Origin of the sequence: Buttiauxella sp. B2 (assembly GCF_006376615.1) — a bacterium.
In the GTDB taxonomy this organism is placed as follows: Bacteria; Pseudomonadota; Gammaproteobacteria; order Enterobacterales; family Enterobacteriaceae; genus Buttiauxella.
The window spans coordinates 150563-171830 of sequence record NZ_VEXQ01000001.1; the positions used below are offsets into that span (position 1 = coordinate 150563).

21 protein-coding genes are annotated in these 21268 nt (G+C 48.0%); 7 read left to right on the plus strand and 14 right to left on the minus strand.

The annotated features are described in order from the left end of the window. From FH968_RS00840 to osmB, 3 genes are all read left to right on the plus strand, one after another. On the plus strand, window positions 1-2433 hold the full coding sequence (locus FH968_RS00840) for a formate C-acetyltransferase/glycerol dehydratase family glycyl radical enzyme (RefSeq protein WP_139876505.1): 2433 nt from the start codon (window positions 1-3) through the stop codon (window positions 2431-2433). A gap of 43 nt (window positions 2434-2476) precedes the next feature. Beyond that, a complete protein-coding gene (locus FH968_RS00845) occupies window positions 2477-3235 on the plus strand; it encodes a DNA-binding transcriptional regulator YciT (protein WP_139876506.1) in 759 nt (252 codons plus the stop codon). A gap of 267 nt (window positions 3236-3502) precedes the next feature. Then, a complete protein-coding gene (osmB, locus tag FH968_RS00850; RefSeq protein WP_139876507.1) occupies window positions 3503-3721 on the plus strand; it encodes an osmotically-inducible lipoprotein OsmB in 219 nt (72 codons plus the stop codon). A gap of 133 nt (window positions 3722-3854) precedes the next feature. On the opposite strand, the gene yciH is transcribed toward osmB, so the two are convergent. The 5 genes from yciH to pgpB all read right to left on the minus strand — a co-directional run bounded on the left by yciH (window position 3855) and on the right by pgpB (window position 7526). After that, complete coding sequence (gene yciH / locus FH968_RS00855) at window positions 3855-4181, minus strand: stress response translation initiation inhibitor YciH (RefSeq protein WP_139877199.1); 327 nt, start codon at window positions 4179-4181, stop codon at window positions 3855-3857. Between the two features lie 11 nt (window positions 4182-4192). Continuing rightward, window positions 4193-4933 carry an orotidine-5'-phosphate decarboxylase gene (gene pyrF / locus FH968_RS00860; RefSeq protein WP_139877202.1) on the minus strand — a complete coding sequence of 247 codons (741 nt, stop codon included), beginning with the start codon at window positions 4931-4933 and terminating at the stop codon, window positions 4193-4195. A gap of 204 nt (window positions 4934-5137) precedes the next feature. Continuing rightward, window positions 5138-6307 carry a lipopolysaccharide assembly protein LapB gene (gene lapB / locus FH968_RS00865; RefSeq protein ID WP_139876508.1) on the minus strand — a complete coding sequence of 390 codons (1170 nt, stop codon included), beginning with the start codon at window positions 6305-6307 and terminating at the stop codon, window positions 5138-5140. A 6-nt stretch (window positions 6308-6313) separates the two neighbouring features. Next, window positions 6314-6619, minus strand: a complete 306-nt coding sequence (locus FH968_RS00870; RefSeq protein WP_139876509.1) for a LapA family protein — start codon at window positions 6617-6619, stop codon at window positions 6314-6316. A gap of 142 nt (window positions 6620-6761) precedes the next feature. Beyond that, on the minus strand, window positions 6762-7526 hold the full coding sequence (pgpB, locus tag FH968_RS00875; protein ID WP_139876510.1) for a phosphatidylglycerophosphatase B: 765 nt from the start codon (window positions 7524-7526) through the stop codon (window positions 6762-6764). Between the two features lie 208 nt (window positions 7527-7734). On the opposite strand from pgpB, the gene ribA reads away from it, so the two are divergent. Next, complete coding sequence (ribA, locus tag FH968_RS00880) at window positions 7735-8328, plus strand: GTP cyclohydrolase II (RefSeq protein ID WP_139876511.1); 594 nt, start codon at window positions 7735-7737, stop codon at window positions 8326-8328. A gap of 36 nt (window positions 8329-8364) precedes the next feature. On the opposite strand, the gene acnA is transcribed toward ribA, so the two are convergent. The 6 genes from acnA to topA all read right to left on the minus strand — a co-directional run bounded on the left by acnA (window position 8365) and on the right by topA (window position 16233). Beyond that, a complete protein-coding gene (acnA, locus tag FH968_RS00885; protein ID WP_139876512.1) occupies window positions 8365-11040 on the minus strand; it encodes an aconitate hydratase AcnA in 2676 nt (891 codons plus the stop codon). Between the two features lie 179 nt (window positions 11041-11219). Beyond that, window positions 11220-11318 (minus strand): small membrane protein YmiC, encoded by a 99-nt coding sequence (gene ymiC, locus FH968_RS24095; protein WP_305038331.1) that lies wholly within the window; start codon window positions 11316-11318, stop codon window positions 11220-11222. 285 nt (window positions 11319-11603) lie between these two features. Beyond that, window positions 11604-11768: a hypothetical protein gene (locus FH968_RS23585; RefSeq protein ID WP_189388929.1), complete on the minus strand. Its 165-nt coding sequence runs from the start codon at window positions 11766-11768 to the stop codon at window positions 11604-11606. Window positions 11769-11770: 2 nt separating this feature from the next. Beyond that, complete coding sequence (locus tag FH968_RS00890) at window positions 11771-11911, minus strand: YmiA family putative membrane protein (RefSeq protein WP_370451450.1); 141 nt, start codon at window positions 11909-11911, stop codon at window positions 11771-11773. Window positions 11912-12370: 459 nt separating this feature from the next. Continuing rightward, entirely contained in the window at window positions 12371-13345 is a 975-nt protein-coding gene (cysB, locus tag FH968_RS00895) for an HTH-type transcriptional regulator CysB (protein WP_139876514.1), read from the minus strand. 290 nt (window positions 13346-13635) lie between these two features. Next, window positions 13636-16233, minus strand: a complete 2598-nt coding sequence (topA, locus tag FH968_RS00900; RefSeq protein ID WP_139876515.1) for a type I DNA topoisomerase — start codon at window positions 16231-16233, stop codon at window positions 13636-13638. A 401-nt stretch (window positions 16234-16634) separates the two neighbouring features. On the opposite strand from topA, the gene FH968_RS00905 reads away from it, so the two are divergent. Next, window positions 16635-16886 (plus strand): YciN family protein, encoded by a 252-nt coding sequence (locus FH968_RS00905; protein ID WP_064546355.1) that lies wholly within the window; start codon window positions 16635-16637, stop codon window positions 16884-16886. Between the two features lie 62 nt (window positions 16887-16948). Here FH968_RS00905 and sohB read toward each other — a convergent pair whose 3' ends face one another. Next, a complete protein-coding gene (sohB, locus tag FH968_RS00910; protein ID WP_139876516.1) occupies window positions 16949-17998 on the minus strand; it encodes a protease SohB in 1050 nt (349 codons plus the stop codon). A gap of 272 nt (window positions 17999-18270) precedes the next feature. On the opposite strand from sohB, the gene FH968_RS00915 reads away from it, so the two are divergent. Beyond that, window positions 18271-19032, plus strand: a complete 762-nt coding sequence (locus FH968_RS00915; protein WP_139876517.1) for a YciK family oxidoreductase — start codon at window positions 18271-18273, stop codon at window positions 19030-19032. Next, window positions 19029-19619 (plus strand): cob(I)yrinic acid a,c-diamide adenosyltransferase, encoded by a 591-nt coding sequence (cobO, locus tag FH968_RS00920; RefSeq protein WP_139876518.1) that lies wholly within the window; start codon window positions 19029-19031, stop codon window positions 19617-19619. The genes FH968_RS00915 and cobO overlap by 4 nt, the downstream gene beginning before the upstream one ends. 45 nt (window positions 19620-19664) lie before the next feature. Here the strand turns inward: cobO and rluB are convergent, their stop codons facing one another. Next, window positions 19665-20549 carry a 23S rRNA pseudouridine(2605) synthase RluB gene (rluB, locus tag FH968_RS00925; RefSeq protein ID WP_139876519.1) on the minus strand — a complete coding sequence of 295 codons (885 nt, stop codon included), beginning with the start codon at window positions 20547-20549 and terminating at the stop codon, window positions 19665-19667. 95 nt (window positions 20550-20644) lie between these two features. Beyond that, window positions 20645-21265 carry an L-threonylcarbamoyladenylate synthase gene (locus tag FH968_RS00930; protein WP_139876520.1) on the minus strand — a complete coding sequence of 207 codons (621 nt, stop codon included), beginning with the start codon at window positions 21263-21265 and terminating at the stop codon, window positions 20645-20647. Window positions 21266-21268 lie beyond the last annotated feature (3 nt).

Here is a 21268-nt window from a genome sequence, read left to right on the forward strand (position 1 = left end):
ATGACACAACTGAATTTGAACACGCTGAGCCAAAGAATCAAAGATCATAAAGAAGCATTGATTCATATCGTTAAGCCACCAGTTTGTACTGAGCGCGCGCAACATTACACGGCCATTTATCAGCAGCATCAGGACAAACCGTTACCGGTACGCCGTGCGCTTGCCCTCGCCCACCACCTCGCTGAGCGAACCATCTGGATTAAACACGATGAAATGATCGTTGGTAACCAGGCAAGCCATGTTCGTGGTGCACCTTTCTTCCCTGAATATACCGTTGGCTGGATTGAAACCGAGATTGATGAGTTGGGCGATAGACCTGGTGCTGGTTTCTCAATTTCTGACGCAGACAAAGCCGTAATGCATGAGATTTGCCCTTGGTGGCGTGGACAAACTGTGCAAGATCGTTGCTACGGCATGTTCACCGATGAGCAAAAAGAGTTGCTGGCAAGTGGCATCATTAAAGCCGAAGGGAACATGACTTCTGGAGATGCGCATCTTGCGGTTAACTTCCCTTTGCTACTGGATTTAGGCCTTGATGGTTTGCGTGCAAAAGTAGCTGAGCGCCGCTCTCGTCTTCAGCTTACTGACTGGGAAGACCTGCATAAAGAGCAGTTCCTTAAAGCTATTGATATTACGTTTGTTGCGTTGAGCGACCATATACTACGGTACGCTGCACTCGCCAAAGAAATGGCATCCAGCGAAAAACGCGTCACACGTCGTGATGAGTTACTGGCGATTGCGGAAAACTGCGAACATATCGCTCACCATAAACCGACCTCTTTCTGGCAGGCTTTGCAGTTAAGCTACTTCATACAGCTAGTGTTGCAGATTGAATCAAACGGGCACTCAGTTTCTTTTGGTCGCCTCGACCAATATCTTTATCCGTGGTATCGCCGTGATGTCGAGCTTGAGCAAACTCTTGGACGTGATCAGGCTATCGAGTTACTGCAAAGTTGCTGGTTGAAACTGCTGGAAGTTAACAAAATTCGCTCAGGTTCTCACTCCAAAGCTTCTGCAGGTAGCCCGCTTTATCAAAACGTAACTATTGGTGGCCAGATGCTGGTAAATGGTGAAGCCGTCGATGCGGTCAATCCACTTTCTTATGCAATTCTGGAGTCCTGCGGCCAGTTACGTTCAACACAGCCAAATTTGAGCGTGCGTTACCACGCCGGAATGAGCAATGACTTCCTGGATGCCTGTGTTCAGGTTATCCGCTGTGGTTTCGGTATGCCTGCGTTTAATAACGATGAAATCGTCATCGAAGAGTTTATCAAGCTCGGGGCAAGCCGCGAGGATGCCTATGACTACGCAGCCATTGGTTGTATCGAAACTGCGGTGGGTGGCAAATGGGGCTACCGTTGCACCGGCATGAGCTTCATCAACTTTGCTCGTGTCATGCTGGCAGCGCTTGAACATGGGCGTGATGCAACCAGCGGTAAAATTTTCCTGCCACAGAAACAGGCATTGTCCGCAGGCAACTTCGCGCAGTTTGATGAAGTGATGGACGCCTGGGATACTCAGATTCGCTATTACACCCAAAAGTCTATCGAAATCGAATGCGTTGTAGATACCGTTCTGGAAGAAAATGCCCATGATATTCTTTGTTCTGCACTGGTGGATGACTGCATCGAACGCGGTAAGAGTATCAAACAAGGTGGCGCAAAATATGACTGGGTTTCCGGCCTACAAGTGGGTATCGCCAACCTCGGCAATAGCCTTGCTGCGGTGAAAAAACTGGTCTTTGAGCAAAGTACTATCGGCCAACAACAGCTAGCCGAAGCTCTGGCTAATGATTTTGATGGTTTGACCGGTGAACAATTACGCCAACGTTTGATTAACAGTGCGCCAAAATACGGCAATGATGATGACGAAGTTGATTTGCTGCTGGCCCGCGCCTATCAAACTTACATCGATGAATTGAAGCAGTACCACAATACCCGTTTCGGCCGCGGCCCTATCGGTGGGACTTACTACGCAGGCACATCGTCTATTTCAGCGAACGTCCCTTTTGGCGCAGCAACAATGGCAACGCCGGATGGCCGTAAAGCAACGACTCCGTTAGCCGAAGGCGCAAGCCCTGCTTCAGGGACTGACCGACTTGGGCCAACGGCGGTAATAAGCTCTGTGGGCAAACTGCCAACCAGTAAAATTTTGGGTGGTGTTTTGCTTAATCAGAAACTGAATCCGGCAACGCTCGATAACCCGCGCGATCGTGAAAAATTGATGCTTATGCTGCGCACATTCTTTGAGGCGCACAAAGGCTGGCATGTGCAATACAATATTGTTTCCCGCGAAACACTGGTAGATGCCAAACAACATCCTGATAAATATCGCGACTTAGTCGTGCGAGTAGCAGGTTATTCTGCATTCTTTACTGCCTTATCTCCAGACGCTCAGGATGATATTATAGCCCGTACAGAACATACACTTTGATAATCCCGGCGGTGCTACATGCGCCGCCGCATAATTGGCTGATATGAACTCCAGACAACAAATAATTTTACAGATGGTGATTGATCAAGGCCGCATGAGTGTGGCCGATCTCGCTAAAACAACCGGTGTCTCAGAAGTGACTATTCGCCAGGATCTCAATCTGCTGGAGAAAAAGAGTTATCTGAAACGTGCTCACGGTTATGCCGTACCACTTGATAGCGAAGATGTCGAAACCCGAATGATGAACAATTATTCACTTAAACGACAACTTGCTGATTTTGCTACGACGTTAGTCAACGACGGTGAAACGATCTTTATTGAAAATGGAAGCTGTAATGCCCTGCTGGCGCGAGCTCTGGCCGAGCAGAAAAAGATAACACTAATTACCGTTAGCAGTTACATCGCCCATCTGTTGAAAGATACTGATTGTGAAGTGGTGTTGCTTGGCGGCATTTACCAAAAGAAAAGCGAAAGTATGGTTGGACCTTTGACTCGCCAATTCCTCCAGCAAGTGCATTTCAGCAAAGCATTCATCGGTATTGACGGTTTTTTGCCTGAAACCGGATTTACCAGTCGCGATATGATGCGTGCCGATGTAGTCAATACTGTGTTGGAAAAAGGCAGCGAGACCATTGTTCTGACGGACAGCAGCAAGTTTGGCGCAATGCATCCCTACACTCTTGGTCCTATCGCGCGCATTAACCGAGTAATCACTGATGACGGTCTTAGTGAAGGCTCTGCCCGGCAGTTGCAGGACAGTGGTGTTCAGGTGAATATCGTTAAACAATTTCCTATCGCATAGCCCTATTTTTAACTGTCTGCATTCATTGCAGGCAGTTCTATTATCAGAATTATCCTGCCCGCCCTTTAAGACTATTTACCTGTTGTTATTTACCATAGAAATTAGAATATTAATTAGCGATATAACAGGAAGTGATAATCACTGGTGTTATCTTTTAGGTCTTATATCGCCATGCAGTTTTGCAGGAACTTCTTTTAAGTCGGCAAATAGCCACTATACTTTTGGGGAGACTTATTCCCGTGAATCAATAATTCAGGAGAAAATATTATGACCTTAAATAACAAAAAAGTTGCCGCCGTTGTGCTGGCCCTGACCGTTGCTATGTCTCTGAGCGCGTGTTCCAACTGGTCAACACGTGACCGCAACACCGCAATTGGCGCAGGTGCAGGTGCCGTAGGTGGCGCCGTTTTAACTAATGGTAGCGCTTTGGGTACAGTAGGTGGTGCCGCGGTTGGTGGTATTATTGGCCATCAGGTAAGCAAATAAAACTAGATGCCTGCAAAAGCGTAAAACGCTTCAACAAATTATAAATAGTTTTAATATTCAGGTCTGACTTTCAGCAGTCAAAATAAAAAAGCCACGGTATCTTCACCGTGGCCTTTTATTTTTAGCAAACGAATCAACCGCCTGCTAATTTCACTTTCATACCTTTCGACTCAAGCAGAGATTTTATCAGATCGCGCTTGTCGCCCTGAATCTCAATAACACCGTCTTTTAGCGAACCACCACAGCCACATTTTTTCTTGAGCTCGGCAGCTAATGCCGCTAATTCAGCGTCACTTGCATCAATGCCAGTGATTAGGCATACCCCTTTGCCCTTACGACCACTGGTTTGGCGTTGGATACGTACCACTCCATCACCTTTTGGACGAACCGGTTCCGCTTTCGCCTCATCAATTCGCCCTGTTTCAGTGGAGTAAACTAAGCGGCTGTTATCGTCTGTCATCATGCCCCCTGTTACTGCTGAACTGAAAGTAATGACTCACGGATATCACACAACGTCTCGGCAGGATTTGCAGATTGGGTGATCGGGCGTCCAATTACCATAAAGTCCACTCCAGCGATTTGCGCTTGTTGTGGCGTCATGATGCGACGCTGATCGCCTGCATCACTTCCCGCAGGGCGAATCCCCGGGGTAACGAGTTTAAATGCCTTGCCCAATTCACTTTTAAATCGCACAGCTTCATGTGCAGAACAAACCACACCGTCTAACCCGCAATTTTGTGTCAAACGTGCCAAGCGTTCAGCATATTCAGCAGGCGTTACCGTGATACCGAGATCGGATAAGTCACTGGCTTCCATGCTGGTTAGCACAGTCACTGCAATCAGAAGTGGTGCATCTTTGCCAAATGGAAGCAGTGCTTCACGCGCCGCTGCCATCATACGTGCCCCACCGCTGGCATGAACGTTCACCATCCATACGCCCAGTTCCGCAGCTGCTGCAACGGCACGCGCAGTCGTGTTTGGGATATCGTGAAATTTCAAATCAAGGAATACATCAAACCCGCGCTGCTGGATATCATGTACCAGTTGTGGTCCGAACAGAGTAAACATCTCTTTGCCTACTTTCAGGCGGCAATCACGTGGATCAATGCGGTCGATGAACGCTAATGCTTTGTCACGATTATCATAATCAAGTGCGACGACAATGGGAGAATCGGTGGCAACACGGGAGGAGGAGGATGCAGTTGAATTCATGGCTAAACCTTCTGACTGTTGAGCACCGACGCGGCGCAAAGAGATAAACGGCAAGCATTCTACTCGGGGAACACTCAAAATTACAGTTGCCATTGCACCTTGCAAGGCACAAACGACTCGGAGTTGAGATAAAGTGGCAATTAAATTAATTAGTATGTTGTAACTAAAGTATGTCGTTTTTTTATTATCATACCTGACTAACCGCTATTGCCCGTCCAGACCGCGAATAGGTTTAATCGTTGACCATGCCCGGCAAGATGGGCAATGCCAGTACAGCGTAAATGCAGTGAAACCACATTTTTGGCAACGATAGCGCGGCTTGGTACGCACTTGTTCACCAACCATATCACGCAGCACCATCAAACTTTCTTTTGCACGCCCTTCTTCCGCCTCTTGCAAGTGATAATCCATCAGACGATGGAACACACGCATGGTTGGATGACGCTGGAGCTGGCGATTGATGTAAACCTGCGCGACTTCAGACCCTTCTTTGCGTTCAAGGATCTCGGCCAGCATCAGTTCTGCCCCCGCACCAGTATTCTCTTCAACACAACGTTTCAAGAACGCTTCCCACTCTTGTGGTTTGTTTAACTGCAAATAGCAAGTCTGTAGCATCTCCAGGGTTTCGCTAACTAATTCGCTGTCTTGATCAATAACGCGCTGGAGCGACTCAACAGCTTTGGCATATTCATTACGCGCCATGAAAATACGGCCCATCATGATAGAAATTCGCGCACAATTTTTGTCTGCGGCAGCCCCTTTCTTAAGCAGTGACATGGCACGGTCGAGATCGTCGCTGCCCATCAATTGCAGAGCTTGTTCACAGTAAAAGTGAGCAATTTCGGTACGCTGTTTGTCTTTGCCAAGTTTAACCAGACGCTCTGCCACATCAATGGCTTTTTGCCAGTCGCTGGTTGCCTGGTGGATAAGCAGTAATTGTTGCAAGGCACCAATGCGAAAGTCTGTCTCATCAATCAGTTGCACGAACATATCTTCGGCGCGGTCATACAACCCGGCAGCCATATAATCGCGGCCCAGTTGTTGTACCGCCAACAGACGTTGTTCGTAAGTTAGCGAGGCACTTTCCATTAAGGATTGATGAATACGGATGGCGCGGTCGACTTCACCACGAGATCTGAACAAGTTACCCAGCGTGAGATGAGCCTCAACGGTGCTGGTGTCTTCCTTGAGCATATCAAGGAATAAATCAACTGCTTTATCTTGCTGGTTCGACAGCAAGAAGTTCACCCCCGCCACATAGTCACGCGACAGACGGTTAGCTTCTTGTTGCTTATCTTGCTGCGCGCTTCTGCGCCCCATATACCAACCGTAGGCGGCGGCAATAGGCAACAGCAGAAACAACAATTCCAGCATGGCAGGTTATTCCTTCACAGCCGGCACAACCAAAGTGGTGGCGTCAGAATCTGTAGTGATTTGCTGCTCAAGACGTTTGATCTTGCGATCGGCACGAGCAAGTGAAACACGCAATCGCAACCAGAACAGGCCACAAATCACCCAGCCCAGTAAAAAACCCGCAGCAAAAAGAGTCGCCAGTAATGTGGAGACACGGTATTCGCCTTGTGCCAGCAGATAGTTAAAATTAACTACCTGATCGTTTTGCGCGCCCAGAGTGACAGAAATCACAAAAATCGCTAGCACCAGTAAGAAAATGAATAAATATTTCACATTACTTCCCGTCATGTGGTCTTACGCAACGACTAAATTATGCCCTAATGCTTTCTAACGGTATAAATTACCATTTCCCGGTTGTTCGGGGAATCCATTAGCGGCATCCAATTCATAAGAAATGGGGATTAAATCAATAAACTCAAGCTTCAGAGTCTCGTTCGGCTATTTCGTCAGCTTCTTGTGGAGGCGGAGATAACGGGCCGCATAACTTTTGAGCAAACCAGGTAGCTAATGTTATCAATATCCAGGATATCAGTGTGGCTACGACTAAATCCCGTGGCCAATGCATGCCAAGCAGCAATCGACTCCCCATCACACCAGTGGCCCAAACCAATAATAATGCAATAGTCCAGGTGCGGCGGCGGGGCCATAACAACCCGACACCCAATAATGCCCAACTCGCTGCAAACATTGTATGTCCCGATGGGAATGCAAAACCGGTTTCTTTTTGCCAGTGTTTGCGTAACCAGCCAGGAACTTCAGGTTGAGTCTCAAGCTGGCTTTTTACCAATTCACTACGCTGCTTACGTTTTAAATTGTAGAACTCATTTGTCGGAATATGTTGTGTCTTCTCAAGCCACACGACAAAAGGACGAGGTTCTTGCACTTTGTCTTTAATAACCGATTTAACGCCCTGCCCAATAAGAATAGCCGCGCCCAGAATAGCAAATAGCATGATGGCAGCTTTTAGGCGAAACCTCAGACACCACAAAAACCAACCACACAGCAAAACATGGGTGATAATGCCCCAAGGTTGGGTCACTGTTTCTGTCACCCAATACATCATTTTTAGCCATGCAGTGTGCCCTCCTGGCACCCACTGCCAGCCTGAAATCCATACAGCTAAAGGCATGACTAAAAGTAGCCCGGCCCCTATAGTCGTTCGTTTCGCTATTGCCCGCATCACTTACCCTTATGCATTTTGTACATTAAGAATACCTGAAAAAACGCACCTAAGGGAAAACGTGGAATCGCACTAAGGGTAAAAATAAGAACATGCCCAGTCTATTAGGCGAAGTGCCAGGCGCTGTGGCAAAATAGCCAGTAATAATTAAACAAGCCAGACAGCTGGCAGGCACGATGAGTGCCAATATAAGTACCTGGAGAATCACATGCAGCTTAAACGTGTGGCAGAAGCCAAACTGCCAACCCCATGGGGCGATTTCCTGATGGTGGGCTTTGAAGAACTTGCAACCGGACAAGATCACGTTGCTCTGGTTTTTGGCGATGTTACGGGAAATGGCTCTGTTCTGGCACGTGTACATTCAGAATGTTTGACGGGTGATGCCCTTTTCAGCCTGCGTTGCGATTGCGGTTTCCAGCTTGAAGCGGCTTTGAGCCAGATTGCTGAAGAGGGACGGGGCATATTGTTGTATCACCGCCAGGAAGGCCGCAACATCGGTTTGCTCAATAAAATCCGTGCTTATGCATTACAAGATAAAGGCTACGATACTGTTGAAGCAAACCACCAGTTGGGTTTTGCCGCCGATGAGCGCGACTTCACGCTCTGTGCCGATATGTTTAAATTATTAGGTGTCGATGCCGTACGTTTGCTGACCAACAATCCGCAAAAAGTAGAAATTCTTACCGAGGCGGGAATTAATATCATCGAACGTGTGCCGCTAATTGTGGGCCGTAATCCAAAGAACGCACATTATCTGGATACCAAAGCGGCTAAAATGGGCCATCTGCTGTCAAAAGATTAAGTGCATTTCTCCCCCAGCGCTGGGGGAGAAATCCCTCTAACTCAGCATGTTGCGAATCACATAGTGCAAAATGCCGTCATTTTTGAAGTACGTCAATTCATTGCCAGTATCAATACGGCAGCGGCACTCAACCACCTCTTTTTTACCATCAGCAAAGGTTAATGACACAGGAACCGTTGCACCAGGGGTTAGGTTATTAAGCCCGCTGATATCAACAAATTCCTCTCCAGTTAGCCCTAACGTTTTGCGCGTCACACCTTGCGGGAATTCCAGCGGCAAGATGCCCATACCAATCAGATTCGAACGGTGAATACGCTCAAATGATTCGGCAATAACTACCCGCACACCAAGTAGGCGTGGCCCTTTCGCTGCCCAATCACGACTAGAGCCTGAGCCATACTCTTTCCCAGCAAAGACAGCCAGCGGGATGCCCTTCTCTTGATAACGCATCGCGGCATCATAAATAGAGATAACCTCATCGCCTGGTAGCAGTCGCGTCATACCACCTTCAACGCCCGGAGCCATTTCGTTGCGGATACGGATGTTGGCAAACGTCCCGCGCATCATCACCTCATGGTTACCTCTGCGCGAGCCATAGGAGTTAAAGTCTTTGCGCTCAACACCGTGATTTTGCAGGTAACGCCCTGCCGGGCTGTCGGGCTTAATGCTCCCCGCAGGCGAGATATGATCGGTGGTGACCGAGTCGCCAAGCATAGCAAGAATGCGGGCACCATGAATGTCTTGCACCGGTTTAGGCGTTGCTTCCATATCGTCAAAGAATGGCGAAAGGCGGATGTATGTGGAATCACTTTGCCAGCCGTAAGTATCTGAACGATCTACCTCAATGTTGCGCCATTCCGGTGTGCCTTCGAAGACCTCAGCGTACTCTTTGTGGAACATAGCCGTAGAAACTTGCGCAACCGCACGGGCGATTTCCTGGCTACTCGGCCAAATATCTTTGAGATAAACCGGGTCACCTTTTTTATCATGCCCAAGTGGATCGGTAGTCAGGTTAATGTTCATGTTCCCTGCGAGCGCATACGCCACCACCAGCGGTGGTGATGCCAGCCAGTTCGTTTTCACCAACGGATGAATACGCCCTTCAAAGTTACGGTTTCCTGACAGAACCGCACCGACAGTAAGGTCGCCCTTCTTGATGGCAAACTCGATCGGATCGGGCAACGGCCCAGAGTTACCAATGCAGGTTGTACAGCCATAACCCACCAGATTAAATCCTAACTCGTCGAGATAAGGTGTTAATCGAGCCTTCGCCAGATAATCCGAAACCACTTTCGAACCGGGCGCCAGAGAAGCTTTCACCCAAGGCTGGCGTTTTAAGCCCAGTGTTACTGCTTTTTTAGCCAGTAAACCTGCCGCCATCAAGACGCTTGGGTTTGAGGTGTTGGTGCAGGAAGTGATCGCGGAAATGACGACAGCCCCATCAGGCAGCTGATATTGGTGACCGTCCATGGTGTAGTCAACCGGGACGCGATCTTTTTGGCTGGTGTTAAGCTCTAGCTCATTGCTGGCGTTAAAGGCTTTTGGAACATCACCCAGCGGGACACGATCCTGTGGGCGTTTCGGCCCTGCCAGACTGACTTCAACCTCGTTCATATCCAGTGCGAGTGTACTAGTGAATACAGGCTCATCGCCGGTGTTTCGCCACATTCCCTGCGCCTTCGAATAGGTTTCAACCAACGCAATTTGCTCTTCGCTTCTACCGCTCAGACGCATGTAGTCCAGTGTCACACCATCAATCGGGAAGAAACCGCAAGTTGCGCCATATTCAGGTGCCATATTCGCAATAGTCGCGCGGTCGGCCAATGGTAACGAGTCCAACCCATCGCCGTAAAACTCAACAAACTTACCGACAACACCATGTTTACGTAGCATTTGCGTAACGGTTAGCACGAGGTCGGTCGCAGTTATACCTTCTCGCAGTTTGCCATCAAGCTTAAAACCTACAACATCCGGGATCAGCATAGACACAGGCTGGCCTAGCATAGCCGCTTCAGCTTCAATACCCCCGACACCCCACCCCAATACGCCAAGCCCGTTAATCATGGTGGTGTGGGAATCCGTACCCACCAGCGTGTCAGGATAAGCGACTAGATCATCACCCTGCATTTCGCTCCATACCGCTTTACCGAGGTATTCCAGGTTGACCTGGTGGCAAATACCCGTTCCCGGTGGCACCACACTAAAGCGGCTGAAGGCTTGCTGGCCCCAGCGCAGGAAAACATAGCGTTCGTGGTTGCGTTCCATTTCCAGGCGAACGTTTTCTTCGAAAGCGCCATCGTTGCCAAAATGATCGACGGTTACAGAGTGGTCAATGACCAGGTCGACAGGTGAAAGTGGATTTACTTTAGCAACATCGCCACCAAGACGTTTTACAGCTTCACGCATGGCGGCTAAATCAACCACCGCGGGCACACCCGTAAAATCCTGCATCAGGACACGTGCAGGTCGGTACGCAATCTCTCGATTAGCATGAGCGTCTTTTAGCCAGCTGGCCAAGGCATGGATATCATCTTTAGTAACGGAGTCTTCATCCTGCCAGCGCAGCAGGTTTTCGAGCAGAACTTTTAGCGACTTGGGTAAACGCGTGATATCCCCAAGTTCCTTTGCGGCCAGTGGCAAACTGTAATAGTGATAGGTTTTATTCAGCGCCTGTAGAGTGTCCTTACTGGCCTCTCGTAGGGTTAACGACATAGCTCCTCCTTAAATTTCTTAGGATAGCGGTATCCCGGATGAAGATCAGGGACAGTATTAAAGATAACACAAAGATGTCGTAACGATTTGATAACAACCCGAATTGATAAATCAGAGGGTGTACACAGAAGGGGAAGGATTTGATGACACCCCGGCGCAGGCCAGGGTGCAGGGAATAATTAGTTTGTCAGTATACAGACCATTTGTACCCAAAAAATAAACGAAACGGTAAATACACTAAGCCACGACCAGTACTTGACGCTACGGTAAGTATTCATAAGCCACTCACTTCATACCCATCATACTTCAAGTTGTGAAGGTGTTGTCTGCACCCGCTTATCCCAGTCACTGACTAAAGTAAGCTCCCGGGGATAAGTTCACTTAACGCCTATCCTCAACTCGGATTATTTGGGATATATACATTTGTAAACACTATGACTGAATAACTAATCAGTCTCATTAATATTGCTGTGTGTAGTGATTACCTAAAGAGAGCTCTGTTAATCACGTTTAATTAAAAAGTGTGATTAACCGCAAGTTAAATAAAAGTAAATAAAATACGCTTATAATTTTATATGGTCGTCTGTTGAAAACAGTTCGATAAAATCTTTTTGCTGTTTAGTCAACAGCCACGATTCTGGAATCTTAACTTCTCCAGAGTTTGCCTCTTGCAGCGGCTTGTCATCTTGTTGATGTACAGCTTTCTGCGCTTGACCAAGGGTTGTCATGGTTACCCCCAAAAATGCCAGGCTGCCAGTGCAATAACCAGCCAGAACAGACCTGATACGAGAAACACCACCATCCAGGCTTTACGTTTAAGCCCAGTTTCCCTTTGCGGTTGTTCACTTCCTGAAGGCATTGCTAACCTCATACAATCGGCACCACTTATCATAAAACCTTAAACAATCGGTATAATTAATCGCTAGCTGGGATTAATCCTAAAGAAACTCTAGTACAAAAGCCAGCGAAATTGCTCCTCCATTGCAGGAAAATATTTAATCTTTTGACCTCAAATAAATAATTGAAACATCAAATTTGCAGAGTGGTTAATTATTATCTACGTTTGTCTCTTAAATGAGACAAATTAACCACTTAAACGGTATGGGTAAGTAAGCTGTGAGGGATATTTAAAACGCAGAGGGTTAACACATATTCTTTATATGTAAATGAGGAGAGGTTTCTTTCGCTATATACCCGCCATACTTCGAACTACAGGGGGCGACGTTTACTGCACTCCCTCACCCCAGTCACTTACTAAAGTAAGCTCCTGGGATTCGCTAGCTTATCGGCACTCGAATTATTACGGGTATAAAAAAGAAACCTTCAGATATTATTTGGCGGGTAACTTAATATCTTTGAACATTGCTTCAATATCTTCATTAGAACGCAATGCTACGGCAGTATCGACCACATCACGAGTCAGATGTGGTGCGAATCGTTGAATAAAATCATACATGTAACTGCGCAAGAAGGTGCTGCGACGGAAACCAATTTTAGTGGTGCTGTGGCTGAACACACCCTTTGCTTCAATACGCACCAGATCCGGATCCGATACCGGATCAACAGCCATACTGGCGATTACACCAACCCCTAATCCTAGTCGTACATAGGTTTTAATCACATCAGCATCGGTCGCGGTGAATACAATACGAGGAGTTAAGCCGGCACGATTAAATGCAGTATCCAACTCAGAGCGCCCGGTGAAACCAAAGGTGTACGTTACCAGCGGATACTGCGCCAATTCTTCGATAGAGACTGATTCTTTTGACGCTAATGGATGATCCGGCGTGACGACAATAGAGCGGTTCCAGTGGTAACACGGCAACATCACCAAATCATCGTAAAGATGTAACGCTTCAGTCGCTATTGCAAAATCGGCATTACCTTTAGAAACCGCTTCAGCGATTTGCGTAGGCGAGCCCTGATGCATATGCAACGATACGCGCGGATAGCGCTCAATGAACCCTTTAATCACATTGGGCAGCGCATAGCGAGCTTGCGTATGAGTCGTAGCGACGTACAGCGAGCCTTTGTCAGGCCAGGTGTGCTCACCGGCAACCGACTTGATAGCATCCACTTTTGACAGCACTTCGCGGGCAATACGAATAATCTCCTGCCCCGCAGGGGTGACCTGAGTCAGGTGTTTGCCGCTACGCGCAAAGATCTGAATCCCCAGTTCATCTTCTAACATACGAACTTGTTTACTGATCCCCGGCTGAGAAGTGTAAAGCCCTTCTGCCGTCGACGATACGTTGAGGTTGTGATTGACCACCTCTACGATATAACGAAGTTGCTGTAGTTTCATGGCGTTCCATCCGCAGTAAAAGCAGCCCCGACACGAACAACGGCGGGGATCAGACAAGGTAAAATTCTCTTAAGCCACTATATCAGTTATGCCCTATTTGTATAGTTTGAAAGAAAAAATAATAATCAGGTTATATACGCTAAATAATTAGAGTTGCAAATTGGCGGCAAGGTAGTGAATCCCAGGAGATTACTTTAGCAATTACTGGGGTGAAGAATGCAGGTAAGTGGCGAATATTGGGGATATAAAAAAGCCGGAGCATTGGCCCCGGCTTTCAACATTAAAGGCTGTTACTTCTTGCCTTCAACCCACTTGCCATCCACAAAGAATGCTGACCAACCCGTCGCTTTACCTTCCTTCTCGGAAGAAACGTACTGCTGTTTAGTCTTACGGCTAAAGCGAACAACCGCTTTGTTACCGTCAGCATCTTGTTGTGGAGCATCAGCCAAATAACGCAGTTTTTCTGGCAGACGGTCACGGAAGCGATACAGCTCTTCCACTAATGGCGCACGTGTTTCACGAGATTTCGGGAAGGTGTTCGCCGCAAGGAAAACACCCGCAGCGCCATCACGCAGCACAAAGTACGCATCTGACTTCTCGCAAGGCAACTCAGGTAATGGAACAGGATCTTCCTTCGGAGGAGCAACTTCGCCATTACGCAAAATCTTACGGGTATTTTTACACTCGTCGTTCGTACAAGCCATGTACTTACCGAAACGCCCCATTTTCAGGTGCATTTCAGAGCCGCATTTCTCACACTCAACGATCGGGCCGTCATAACCCTTGATGCGGAACTCGCCCTCTTCGATTTCGTACCCATCACACGTTGGGTTGTTACCACAGACATGCAGTTTACGTTTTGGATCGATGAGGTAGCTGTCCATCGCCGTGCCGCACTTGGTACAACGACGTTTCGCACGCAATGCGTTAGTTTCCGCGTCATCGCCTTCGAGCACGTTAAGGACTTCGTTTTCCGGCACCAGGTTAATGGTGGTTTTGCAACGCTCTTTTACAGGTAATGCGTAACCAGAACAACCGAGGAATACACCTGTGCTTGCGGTACGAATCCCCATTTCACGACCACAAGTTGGGCAATCGATGCTGGTCAATACCATCTGATTTGGGCGCATACCGCCTTCTTCAGGGTCAAGCTCGGCCTTACTGAGGTGCTCGCTGAAATCGCTAAAGAAATTGTCCAGAACCCCTTTCCATTCAGCCTGGTTATTGGCGACCTGGTCGAGATTGCTTTCCATTTGCGCGGTGAAATCGTAGTTCATCAGCTCACGGAAGTTTTCTTCCAGGCGGTCAGTAACAATTTCACCCATTTTTTCAGCATAGAAGCGGCGGTTTTCTACACGCACATACCCACGATCCTGGATGGTAGATATGATTGAAGCGTAAGTAGAAGGACGACCAATTCCACGTTTTTCCAACTCTTTTACCAACGATGCTTCGCTAAAACGAGCAGGTGGTTTAGTAAAGTGCTGTCCTGGCAAGATTTCAACGAGTGCGAGTTCATCGCCCGGCTCTACAGCTGGCAATGTACGGTCTTCGTCACCTTTGCGTAGCGCAGGCATCACTTTGGTCCAGCCATCGAAACGCAACGTACGACCGCGCGTTTTGAGGCGGAAGTCACCGGCCTTCACCGTTAAGGTGGTTGAATCGTATTGCGCAGGTGTCATCTGGCACGCAACAAACTGACGCCAGATTAACTGGTAGAGTTTTTGCGCATCAGCTTCCATATCTTTGAGCGACTCAGCAACAATACTGACATCAGAAGGACGAATCGCTTCGTGCGCTTCCTGAGAGTTTTCTTTGTTGGAGTAATGATTAGCCGCTTCCGGGAGATATTTCTTACCGAAATTATCCTCGATGTAGCCGCGCACCATGCTCACTGCGTCCTGGCTCAAGTTGGTTGAGTCAGTACGCATGTAGGTGATATGACCCGCTTCATAAAGACGCTGTGCCATCATCATGGTTTTCTTCACACCAAAACCAAGACGGGTGCTTGCGGCCTGCTGCAACGTGGAAGTGATAAACGGCGCGCCAGGTTTACTGCTGGTTGGTTTATCTTCACGCTCAAGCACTGAATAACGGGCTTTTTCCAGCTCGCTAACCGCAGACATAGTCTGTTCACGATTAACCGGACGGAAAGGTTTGTCTTTATGGTGGCTGACCTGAACCGGCAGACTGTCGCCTTTCGGCGTTGTCAGATTCGCGTCAACTTCCCAATATTCTTCAGGTACAAACGCTTTAATTTCGCGTTCACGATCAACAACCAGACGCACAGCAACTGACTGTACACGTCCGGCAGACAAACCGCGGGCAATTTTTTTCCACAGCAGTGGCGACACCATGTAACCCACTACGCGGTCCATAAAACGGCGCGCTTGTTGTGCATTAACACGGTCGATATTCAATTCGCCCGGCTTTTCAAATGCCTGTTGAATGGCATTCTTTGTAATTTCGTTAAACACCACGCGACTGTAGCGTGAATCATCACCACCGATAACTTCCCGCAGGTGCCATGCAATGGCTTCCCCTTCGCGGTCAAGGTCGGTTGCGAGATAGATATGGTCTGCTTTTTCAGCCAGTGATTTCAGTTCCGAAACCACTTTTTCTTTGCCGGGCAGCACTTCGTACTGTGCTTCCCAGTTGTGCCATGGATCGACACCCATACGATTTACGAGCGCGCCGCGTTCATCCTTTTTGACCTTTTTGGTCGTTTTGGTGGAGGCGGAGTCAGCGCTCTTCTTGGTGGTTGATCCACTGGTCGGCAAATCACGGATATGACCGACGCTGGACTTAACCACGTAGTCGTTACCGAGATATTTGTTGATCGTTTTGGCTTTTGCCGGGGACTCAACGATGACGAGAGCTTTACCCATATTCACCTTTACCTAATGTAATTCTTCCAGGAGACGTCGCACGCTAGTTACACCTTCCACTGGCGACGCGCTTTTTATATTGCGGCAGCATCAATGGATATCAACTCTTTTTTCATCACCGGCCAGATTAAGCGAACATTCGCAGGTGATTGAGATAATGAGTCTTTCGCGCTGGTGACATAGCACGACGGAACTTTGGTTGAATGTCAAGCAATTCCGTTGCCAGATTTGCGAAAGCGTCACACTCTACCTGATAAAATGAGTTACGCAACTTTATTAGCACGCAACGACGATTCCTGCCAGCACAGTAAACTGATTAAATCACCTGAGGTTTACAGGGAGATATTGCCCTTTGCAGTATAGCGGAAGTACACTAGCGCCAGTTTTTAAAGGAGGAAATCATGAAACCGACCACTCAACCAATCGATAAACAGTCGCTACTCGTTGAAGCCAATAAAGTCATTCGTGCACATGAAGACTTCATGCATGGAATGGAAGCAACCGATGTAGAGCAAAAAAATGGGGTGCTGGTGTTCAAAGGTGAATACTTCCTTGATGAGCAAGGCTTACCTACAGGGAAAAGCACCGCGATATTTAATATGTTTAAGCATCTTGCGCATGTATTTGCTGATAAATATCACCTGCAAGATTAAGTAAAAAACGAGGCCAAATGGCCTCGTTTTTCATTTCAGTTCTGATGATACTCTGATTCTAACTAGAGCAGCGGCTTTTCACCGCGTTGCCACCAGCGCATCAACAGGTTGTCAACGCTGTTTGCCGCACTACCGGTGAATCTATCCATCATCTTTTTACGACGCATATAGTGCACATTAATCACTTCACGATCTTTCATCAGATTTATCAGTAAATCGTCACTGGTGCTGACCGCATCAACCAGACCTTTCTCCAAAGCCTGCGTACCATACCAATGCTCACCTGTCGCTACAGCATCGATATCAAGCATTGGGCGCATGTCATGAACAAACTGCTTAAATAGCAGGTGTGTTTCATTAAGATCTTCACGGAATTTCTCACGTCCTTGCTCAGTGTTCTCACCAAACAATGTTAACGTGCGCTTGTACTGACCGGCAGTATGCAGCTCTACATCTATATCATTGCGTTTTAGCAAGCGGTGGAAGTTAGGAACCTGCGCCACAACACCAATCGAACCAATAATAGAAAATGGTGCTGCGACGATTTTATCCGCCACGCAAGCCATCATATAACCACCGCTGGCGGCTACTTTATCTACGGCAACTGTCAGACGAACTTTACTGTCGCGTAAGCGCTGCAATTGTGACGCCGCAAGCCCGTAGCCATGCACTACCCCACCAGGGCTTTCCAGACGTAGCAAAACTTCATCTTCGGGTTTCACCACGGCCAACACTGCGGTAATCTCTTCACGCAAAGAAGTGACCTCATGGGCATCCATACTTCCTTTAAAATCCAGCACATAAAGTGTTGGCTTATCAGAAATAACCTTTTCGCCACGTTTCGCACGTGCTTTTGCTTGTTTCGCTTCGAGTTTGTGTTTTTTCTTTTGAGTTTTATGCCAGATTTTTTGCTGATGAGCATCAAGTCTTGCCACCTGCATTTCTTCCTGCATTTCCTGGTATTGTTCACTTAAATTGGTGAGCCTAAGCTCGCCACGCTGGTGCCTTTTACGCCCGGCAACATTCACAATAATTGTGATAAGAATGCCAATAGCAGCAACGACAGTGACAATCTTTGCCAAAAACAGCCCATAGTTTGCAATCAGATCCACGCTTTCCGCCTTCCATTCAGAGCATTAAATATCTATCGCCCAGTGTAACCGAGCGGTGTTTCCACGCCTGCATCCAACTATAAATGCTGCGAGGCGCATTCCTGAACGTCTTTAATGCAATGAAACTTTTGCAAAATGTTAATCAAAGGTATTGTCTCCTGTTGCCTGATTGAAATAAGGCGCTATTTCAGGCATAAAACCTGGAAGCTATAAATCCCCAGCTATTTCCGAGAATTAAGACGTGAGCGTAAGCATCGCGCGAGGAGTTGAAAGTGCACTATCAACCGAAAACTGATTTACTGCAAAATCGCATCATTTTAGTCACCGGGGCCAGCGATGGCATCGGTCGTGAAGCCGCCCTAACTTACGTACGCTTCGGCGCAACTGTTATTCTACTCGGGCGCAACGAAGAAAAATTACGCACCGTAGCTCAGGAGATCAACGCAGGCTACGGGAGTTTGCCGCACTGGTTTACCCTCGATTTTGCTACTGCGACACCCGATGATTGCCACAGTCTTGCGCACAAGCTTTCAGGGCTCATCCCTCGCTTAGACGGTGTATTGCACAATGCCGGGATTCTCGGCGATATTTGCCCGATGGACGAACAAGATCCGCAAACATGGCAAAACGTGATGCAGGTAAATGTTAACGTAACCTTCTTTCTGACACAGGCATTGCTTCCTTTATTACTGAAATCAGATTCAGGATCACTGGTGTTTACAAGCTCTAGTGTTGGCCGTCAGGGACGCGCGGGATGGGGAGCCTATGCGGTATCAAAATTTGCCACCGAGGGTATGATGCAAGTACTCGCGGATGAATATAAACAGCATAACTTACGCGTCAATTGCATTAATCCAGGTGGTACTCGTACCGCCATGCGCGCCAGTGCATTCCCAACTGAAGATCCCGAAAAGCTGAAAACAGCTCGTGATTTAATGCCGCTTTATTTGTGGTTAATGGGCGATGACAGCCGTCGTAAAACAGGCATGAGCTTTGATGCGCAACCAAACCGTAAACCAGGAATTTCCGAATGAGTGAAGATCGTTACCAGCAACGCCAACAGCGGCAGAAAGAAAAAGTTGATGCCCGTGTAGCGGCAGCCCAAGAAGAACGCGGCATTTTGATGGTCTTTACCGGAAACGGGAAAGGTAAGACTACCGCAGCGTTTGGTACCGCAACACGCGCAGTCGGACACGGCAAAAAAGTGGGTGTTATACAATTTATCAAAGGCCAGTGGCCAAATGGCGAACGTAATTTACTGGAGCCATTGGGGGTTGAATTTCAGGTGATGGCAACGGGCTTTACCTGGGATACTCAAAACCGTGAAACCGATACCGCAGCTTGCCTGGAAGTATGGCAACACGCGAAGCGGATGCTCGCAGACAGCTCGCTAGATATGGTCATCCTCGATGAAATAACCTATATGGTGGCATACGACTATTTACCGCTGAAAGAAGTGCTGGCGGTGCTTACACAACGCCCTGAGAGCCAGACTGTGATTATTACGGGCCGCGGTTGTCATCGGGATATTCTTGAAGTGGCTGATACAGTCAGTGAACTGCGGCCAGTCAAACACGCGTTTGATGCCGGTATAAAAGCGCAGATTGGTATCGACTATTAAAAAAAACCCCTCGAGCGAGGGGTTTACTGTTCCTAGTGGCTGCTTTTAGCTGCTGCGTCCACCGCGGCGGCCACCACCACCACCAGTAACTTGTGTATGGCGCTTCACCGCACGGCGAATCTGGTTCGCTTTCATACGGCGACGATCTTTTTCAACCGCCACTTTGCTTTCAGTCTCTTCTGGCAACTCTACCAATTTACGCAGGTAGTTGGTTTGCCCAAGATCCAGTTCAGTATAACCGCCACGCGGCAGGCCTTTCGGCAACTGAATATCACCGTAACGTACACGGATAAGACGACTAACCTGCACACCTACCGCTTCCCACAGGCGACGCACTTCACGGTTGCGGCCCTCAGTCAGGGTAACGTTGTACCATTGGTTAATGCCTTCACCACCGGTGAATTTAATGGTTTTAAACGCAGCAGGGCCATCTTCGAGCTGCACGCCACGGCCCAGTTGCTTCACTTTATTGTCGTCGATCTCGCCAAATACACGTACGGCATATTCGCGCTCAACTTCACGGCTTGGGTGCATCAAGCGGTTTGCCAGTTCACCATCAGTAGTGAAAAGTAACAAACCACAGGTATTCACATCCAGACGCCCCACCGCAATCCAGCGCGCACCGCGCAGTTTAGGTAAACGGTCAAATACCGTTGGACGCCCTTCTGGGTCATTACGCGTACACAATTCGCCTTCTGGCTTATAGTAAGCCAGCACGCGGCAAATCTGTTCTGCCGATTCTTTAATGGAGATCAGATGACCATCAATGCGGATTTTCAGGGCCTGCGTCACTTCAACGCGATCGCCTAATTTAGCAATTTTGCCATCCACGCTGACACGACCAGCAGAAATAATGGTTTCAATCTCACGACGGGAACCATGGCCAGCACGCGCCAATACTTTTTGTAACTTTTCGCTCTTATCGCTCATTGAGCTTCCTCGGGTGTCGCCTTCACAGGCGTCGAATTGGGATAATGGGGCCTATCAGCCCCATTTTAGGCCGGACAGTATAGCCGCAGACGAACTTATAAGAAAGGTTTAGCATCGCCCACGCCTTCACGGATAACTACCGGCGCATCATCAGTTAAATCAACCACTGTTGTCGGTTGCTGCCCGAGATAACCTCCGTGGATAACCAAATCGACAACCTTCTCGAGGCGGTCTTTGATTTCTTCCGGATCAGATTCAGTAAATTCGCTACCAGGCAGCATCAGTGAAGTTGATAACATCGGCTCATTCAGCACTTCAAGCAACGCCAGCGCAATGGGATTTGAAGGCACACGTAAACCAATGGTTTTACGTTTTTCCTGCAATAAACGACGCGGGACTTCTTTGGTACCTTTGAGAATAAAGGTGTAATTGCCTGGCGTATTATTTTTGATTAAGCGAAACGCCACGTTATCGACAAATGCATAAGTTGAAAGCTCCGACAAATCCCGGCACATCAGTGTGAAGTTGTGCCCATCGGGTAATTGACGAATACGACAAATACGCTCCATTGCCGATTTATCTTCAAGTTTACAGCCCAGTGCATAACCCGAGTCGGTTGGATAAACAATGACACCGCCCTTGCGAACAATCTCCACCGCCTGGTTAATCAAACGCTGTTGCGGGTTATCCGGGTGAATATAGAAAAATTGACTCATACT